General features: G+C 36.1%; 7 protein-coding genes. 5 read left to right on the plus strand and 2 right to left on the minus strand.

The annotated features are described in order from the left end of the window. The first annotated feature begins 503 nt into the window (after positions 1 to 503). The 3 genes from HX004_RS04430 to HX004_RS04440 all read left to right on the plus strand — a co-directional run bounded on the left by HX004_RS04430 (position 504) and on the right by HX004_RS04440 (position 3,207). Entirely contained in the window at positions 504 to 1,643 is a 1,140-nt protein-coding gene (locus HX004_RS04430; RefSeq protein WP_286441121.1) for a beta-helix domain-containing protein, read from the plus strand. Between the two features lie 137 nt (positions 1,644 to 1,780). Beyond that, a complete protein-coding gene (locus tag HX004_RS04435) occupies positions 1,781 to 2,140 on the plus strand; it encodes a T9SS type A sorting domain-containing protein (RefSeq protein WP_286441122.1) in 360 nt (119 codons plus the stop codon). Positions 2,141 to 2,223: 83 nt separating this feature from the next. Beyond that, positions 2,224 to 3,207, plus strand: a complete 984-nt coding sequence (locus HX004_RS04440; protein WP_286441123.1) for a LuxE/PaaK family acyltransferase — start codon at positions 2,224 to 2,226, stop codon at positions 3,205 to 3,207. A 41-nt stretch (positions 3,208 to 3,248) separates the two neighbouring features. Here HX004_RS04440 and gldC read toward each other — a convergent pair whose 3' ends face one another. Both gldC and gldB read right to left on the minus strand, forming a co-directional pair. Then, the gene (gldC, locus tag HX004_RS04445; RefSeq protein WP_286441124.1) at positions 3,249 to 3,587 is read right to left on the minus strand and encodes a gliding motility protein GldC; all 339 of its coding nucleotides are present in this window, start codon (positions 3,585 to 3,587) and stop codon (positions 3,249 to 3,251) included. After that, complete coding sequence (gene gldB / locus HX004_RS04450; RefSeq protein WP_286441125.1) at positions 3,587 to 4,567, minus strand: gliding motility lipoprotein GldB; 981 nt, start codon at positions 4,565 to 4,567, stop codon at positions 3,587 to 3,589. Before gldB ends, gldC begins: the two co-directional genes overlap by 1 nt. 74 nt (positions 4,568 to 4,641) lie before the next feature. Between gldB and nadE the strand changes: the two genes are divergently transcribed. Beyond that, positions 4,642 to 5,442 (plus strand): NAD(+) synthase, encoded by an 801-nt coding sequence (gene nadE, locus HX004_RS04455; RefSeq protein ID WP_286441126.1) that lies wholly within the window; start codon positions 4,642 to 4,644, stop codon positions 5,440 to 5,442. A gap of 5 nt (positions 5,443 to 5,447) precedes the next feature. Then, the gene (locus HX004_RS04460; RefSeq protein WP_286441127.1) at positions 5,448 to 5,909 is read left to right on the plus strand and encodes a hypothetical protein; all 462 of its coding nucleotides are present in this window, start codon (positions 5,448 to 5,450) and stop codon (positions 5,907 to 5,909) included. Positions 5,910 to 6,100: the final 191 nt, after the last annotated feature.

Raw genomic sequence — 6,100 nt, forward strand, 5'->3', positions numbered from 1 at the left:
TCATCCAGCTAGTTGGCAAATTACCATTTGCCACTACGGGATTTCTCCTCTTTCCTCTTTCCTTTTTGTGAAATTGTTATCCAGCTAGTTGGCAAATTACCATTTGCCACTACGGGATTTCTCCTCTCTCCTCTTCCCTTTTTGTGAAATTGTTATCCAGCTAGTTGGCAAATTACCATTTGCCACTACGGGATTTCTCCTCTCTCCTCTCTACTTTTTGTGAAATTGTCATCCAGCTAGTTGGCAAATTACCATTTGCCACTACGGGATTTCTCCTCTCTCCTCTCTACTTTTTGTGAAATTGTTATCCAGCTAGTTGGCAAATTACCATTTGCCACTACGGGATTTCTCCTCTCTCCTCTTTCCTCTCTCCCCTTTCCTTACATAACAATTCATTAATATTCCCCCTAGTAACATAACAATTCAATGATAAAGTACTAACCATCAGTTCATCTTAGTAAACAATCTTTGTATCAGTTAAAATAAAATAACACAATTACTTTATGAAAAGATTATTCAAATCAGCTTTATCAATCGCATTAGTATCCGCTTTATTCGTTAGCTGTGGATCAGACGACAATTCAAACGACAACGGAGGAGGTCCAAATCCAACAGAAAACATTGGACAAACACTAAAAAAAGGACAGACACTTACTTTAGAAAAAAATAAAAAATACAACCTATCAACAAAATTGGTAGTAGAAGATGGAGCGATCCTAAACATTGAAGAAGGAGTTGAAATTATCGGTACAGGAGGAACATCTTCTTATATTGCAGTTGCACAAGGAGGACAAATTTTTGTAAAAGGAACGAATACCAATCCAGTAATCATGACGGCGCTTGAGAAAAAAAGAGGAAGCTGGGGAGGTTTAGTAGTATGTGGTAAAGCACCTATTAACAAAGCTAAAACAGCTACGGCAGAAGTTTCTGATTTAACATATGGTGGAGACGTTACCAATGACAATTCAGGATCTATCCGTTATTTGAGAATTGAGTACGCTGGAGCGAACTTCAACAGTGAGAAAGAATTCAACGGATTATCTTTATTCGGAGTTGGAAGTGGAACAAAGATTGAGTATGTACAAGCACACGAAGGTTCAGATGACGGATTCGAGTGGTTTGGAGGAACAGTAAGTGCACAATACTTAGTATCGACACACAATGATGATGATCAGTTTGACTGGACTGAAGGATGGAATGGACAAGAAAATAAATTTTGGTTCTCAAAACAAAGTGGAACTGCAGACAAAGGATTCGAAGCAGATAACAATGCTAAAACAAGAACAGCAGAGCCATATTCTAACCCGACAATTGACGGAATTACTTTAATTTCAGCGGTAAAAGGAGAGGGAACAGCAATGAAACTACGTGAAGGAACGAAAGGAAAAATGAAAAACGTAGTATTAAGCGGATGGAAAACAGCTTTCGACGTAGAGCATGATGAAACAATCGCTAATGTTGCTAACGGTTCATTATTAATCAGCAATGTAAAACTTATCGATGTAGCTGAAAAAGCAAAAGGTAAAAATACAGCAGGTGCTTCTGTAGATGTAAACGGTGTATTCGTTGAAGGAGAAAACCAAGGTGCTGGAAATAGTACAAATGCTCCTGAATGGACAAAAGGCTGGACAATAGGATTATAAGAATCTAATTTTTTATACTTATAATTTACAATAAGTCATTAATTTATGTTAACAAAAAATATTTGCCCTAAAAAAGCAAATATTTTTTTTATCATATAAGAAATAATCATTACTTTTATATTATTAATTTCATTTGAATGACTAAAAATTACTTTTATAACTATTTTTTAATTGGAGTCTTTGCTCTTATGACTAGCCTGAGTGTCGCTCAAGTTAGTTCTGGTGCTGTGTCTTCAAATAAAGCAACAGTTGTCAAAACAATTGAAGGTCTTTCTATATACCCTAATCCCGTACAAACCAACGGAAAGATTACCATAGAAACTAAAACAAATGAAACGAAAGAGGTTGAGATATACAACGTAATGGGAAAGAAAATTTTAGCCACTCAACTCAACACTAAAGAATTAGTCTTGCCAAGTAGTGTAACAGCGGGAATTTACATTATTAAAATCAAAGAAAATAATGCCTCTGCTACCCGAAAGCTCATTGTAAAGTAACAAACGAATACCGTTATAAATCTAAAGCATCATTTCAACTATGATGCTTTTTTTATTGTATTTTTGTACCAAATAATTGAATTGTGTTTACACCAGAAGATATCATTAGCATACAGACCCGAAAAGAGTTTCATAAAATCGCGATGAAAGTATATCGCTATCAATATGAGCACAATCCGGTGTATCGCCAATTTTGTGATCTCGTTCGAAAAACACCAACGGAAGTTCGAAGCTTAGATCAAGTACCCTATCTTCCCATTGAATTTTTCAAAAGTAAAGAAGTATTGAGCAGTACAGCTCCAATACAAACCACTTTTACCAGCAGTGGAACCACAGGGAGTATCACGAGTAAACATCATGTAACGGATTTAAACTACTACGAAGAAAGCTTTAGAAAAGGTTTCTCCTACTTTTACGGTCCTATCGAGGATTATGTCGTCTTAGCCCTATTACCCTCTTATTTGGAAAGAGAAGGCTCGTCGTTGATTTATATGGCAGACGATTTTATCAAGCAATCCAATCATGCTGAAAGTGGTTTTTATTTACATAATTATCAAGAGCTCATTGCGAATCTAGAACGCTTAGATCGCGAAGGAAAAAATGTACTTTTATTGGGTGTCACCTATGCGTTATTAGACATTATTGAGCAACATCAATTTGAATTAAAAAACACCATCATTATGGAAACTGGTGGAATGAAAGGCAAGCGAAAAGAGATGATTCGAGAAGAACTTCACGCTCTATTAGGTCAAGGGTTTGACGTTCAAAAAATTCACTCGGAATACGGTATGACTGAACTTCTTTCTCAAGGTTATTCTTTAGGTGATGGAATATTTCAATGTCCGCCTTGGATGGATATTGTCATTCGAGATTCAGAAGATCCCTTCACGCGCATTGAATCATTTGGCAAAACAGGAGGAGTCAATGTGATTGACCTAGCGAATATCAATTCTTGTTCCTTTATTGCAACCCAAGATTTAGGGAAAAAATACGAAGATGGCAGTTTTGAAATATTAGGTCGATTTGACCATTCGGATATTCGAGGTTGTAACCTCATGGTACTATAAAATATAAAAAGGTGATTTTAAAATAAAATCACCTTTTTATATTATTTTTCTATCAAGTCTGTTTTCTCAGCAAAATACTCGCAGAAATCGCGCATTGTTGCCGCCATTTTCTCATCTTCTGTAGCACGCTCATATGTATCTGCCATTGCTACTAAGGTTTGATGAAAGAACTTCTTCATCTCATCCACAGGCATGTCCTTTGTCCATAAATCAATACGCAAGGTTTCTTGTGCTGCATGATCCCAAATGGATAACAACATCGCTTTTGACTTTGCTTTATCTACTCCTCCATCCTTTGCAGTCCACATGATTTTATCTGGAACGCGATTTTCATCTAATTCTACTCTAATATTGATATCAGAAATGTGATTTTTACTCATTACTTCTTCGGTTTATACTTTGATTTTTCAAAAATATCTTTCGCAGGCATTGCAAAAAGTTCCTGCAAAGTTACGTTATTATTTTCCATAAATGAACGAACAATTTGCCATCCAATCCAAACCCCTACACGTCCTGGAGATTCGTTATCAATATCCAAATAAAACTTGCTAAACGGCGCTGGATCAATAAAACGAGTCGTTAACTTGGCATCGGTATCGAAAAACAGCTGATTATCGACAAAATAACGCCATATCTGAGATTCATGTGCTTTACACCATTCCAATTGTTCCTTTGTATACGTTATCAGGGATTCCTTTGGCACTGCTGGCAGTAACGCTTCTTTGGCATACATCAACTTCCCTTGGTGAATCATGGTACCTAAAAACGTGCGATCCATGGTCTTAGGTAGTTTCTGAATCACAAAACTTTCCGCCATATCAGGCAAAATTTGAGACGATTCAAAAGTCGTTAATGTATAAGCAGGAAATCCTTTATAGAAATGATGTCCTTTCCCTAAATACGTATCTAAACTGATTAAGGCTAAAGTATCCGCATAAATTGCTTTTGCAGCTACGTCTACTTCTGAGATAAGCGTAATCACTTTTTTGTGATCCGATTCTTCAGGGTAATAATATTTAATATATTGAAATAAACGCTTTAAGTCTGCAGGTAACGTATTTAGATCTTGATACTGTTTAGTAACTTCCTGATAGAGTTCTTTAAAAATAGTATCCTGTTTTTTTTCTAACCAAGCTTCGTCAGCAACGCCTGCGGGAAACAAATAAGGATATTTCTTTTTTAACGCTTGAAAGTCTTCTTCCTTTCCAGTGTAAAACTCTTGATCGAAACGCTCGACCACAACATCCATAGGGATTTGCTCTGCTTCTTTGTCTACTTTTGTCTTCGAATCGCCACAGCTCCCCACAAAAAAACTAAAAACCACCAATAAGGGTAAAGATATTTTACTAATTTTGAACATAGTATTCTTGAATTATTTTCTGATACCTACAAATATAAAAAGAAGAACTACATATCAATCACAAAATTTCCGCGATGAATCAAAACTTTCAAACCCAAGCAGTAACCCAGCATATTGTCGAATGGCTTAAGCATTATGCACAAGAAAGTGGTATAAAAGGATTTACTATTGGCATATCTGGAGGAATTGATTCTGCAGTGACTTCAACCTTATGTGCCTTGACAGGTTTGCCTCTACTTTGTGTAGAAATGCCCATTCATCAAGCGGCATCCCAAGTCAGTAGAGCAAAAGAGCACCTTGACTTCCTTAAACAAAACTTCGAGCAAGTACGTACTGTTGAATCGGATTTAACGTCGACTTTCGAATTGTTCAAACAACAATTGCCAACCACAGACAATGAATCACTGTTAAATCTCACATTAGCGAACACTAGAGCGAGGTTGCGTATGACTACGTTATATTATTATGCAGGCATTCACGGTTATTTGGTTGTGGGTACAGGAAATAAAATAGAGGACTTCGGTGTTGGATTTTTTACAAAATATGGAGACGGTGGTGTAGATATTAGCCCCATTGCCGATTTACTAAAATCTCAAGTTCGCCTAATCGGAGAATATTTAAAAGTCCCTCAAAGTATTATACAAGCCAAACCTACAGATGGATTATTTGGCGATGATCGATCAGATGAGGATCAATTAGGAGCCAATTATGATGAACTCGAACAAGCGATGCTTGCTGCCGAAAAAGGAAAAAAATTAGAGGATTTTCAAGGAAGAGACAAAGAAGTTTTTGCTATTTATACCCGACTTAACCGAATCAATCAACACAAGATAAACCCAATACCTGTTTGTATGATTCCCAACCATTTAAAATAAAAGTTATGATAAAAAAATACGCTATACTCTTCGGTACAGCACTGTTATTTGCAGGATGTACTGTTAATGATGATTATTACGATAGAGAAGTCTTCATCAAAACAGAAGGCTTAGAACTATATGGCTGTTATAACACAAAAGAAAACCTATACGTTCCGACCCTCAAAGGAGATGAATTTACCATTATCACCAACCAACAAGACTATAGAAACCTTGTTCAAGGATGTAATGTCGCCGTAGATTTTCGATTTTATGATCTAATCATTGGTCAATACTGGGTACAATCGAATACAGAAGACATCAAATACGTATATAAAAAGAATCGATACAATGAATTCACTTTATTTGTAGAATTCCTTCAAAACAGAGGTGGTAGACCTAAGTTTGTTACTTATCATGCTTTGGTGCCTAAATTACACCCTTTAGACCCTGTTTACGTAGAAACAAGAGAAAGCCAACCTTGGTAAGCTTAAATAAAAAAACGTCGTTTAAATTGATTTAAACGACGTTTTTTTGTTTGCTTTATTTGAGATGTTTGTTGTTTGTTGTTTGTTGTTTGTTGTTTGTTGTTTGTTGTGTAGTGTTTGTCGTAAGGTGTTTGAATATTCTTAGAAAAGGCAGACCTTCTTTAATCGACAATCCTCTCAACAAACCAACA

It is taken from the genome of Myroides sp. 1354 (assembly GCF_030324495.1).
GTDB lineage: Bacteria > Bacteroidota > Bacteroidia > Flavobacteriales > Flavobacteriaceae > Flavobacterium.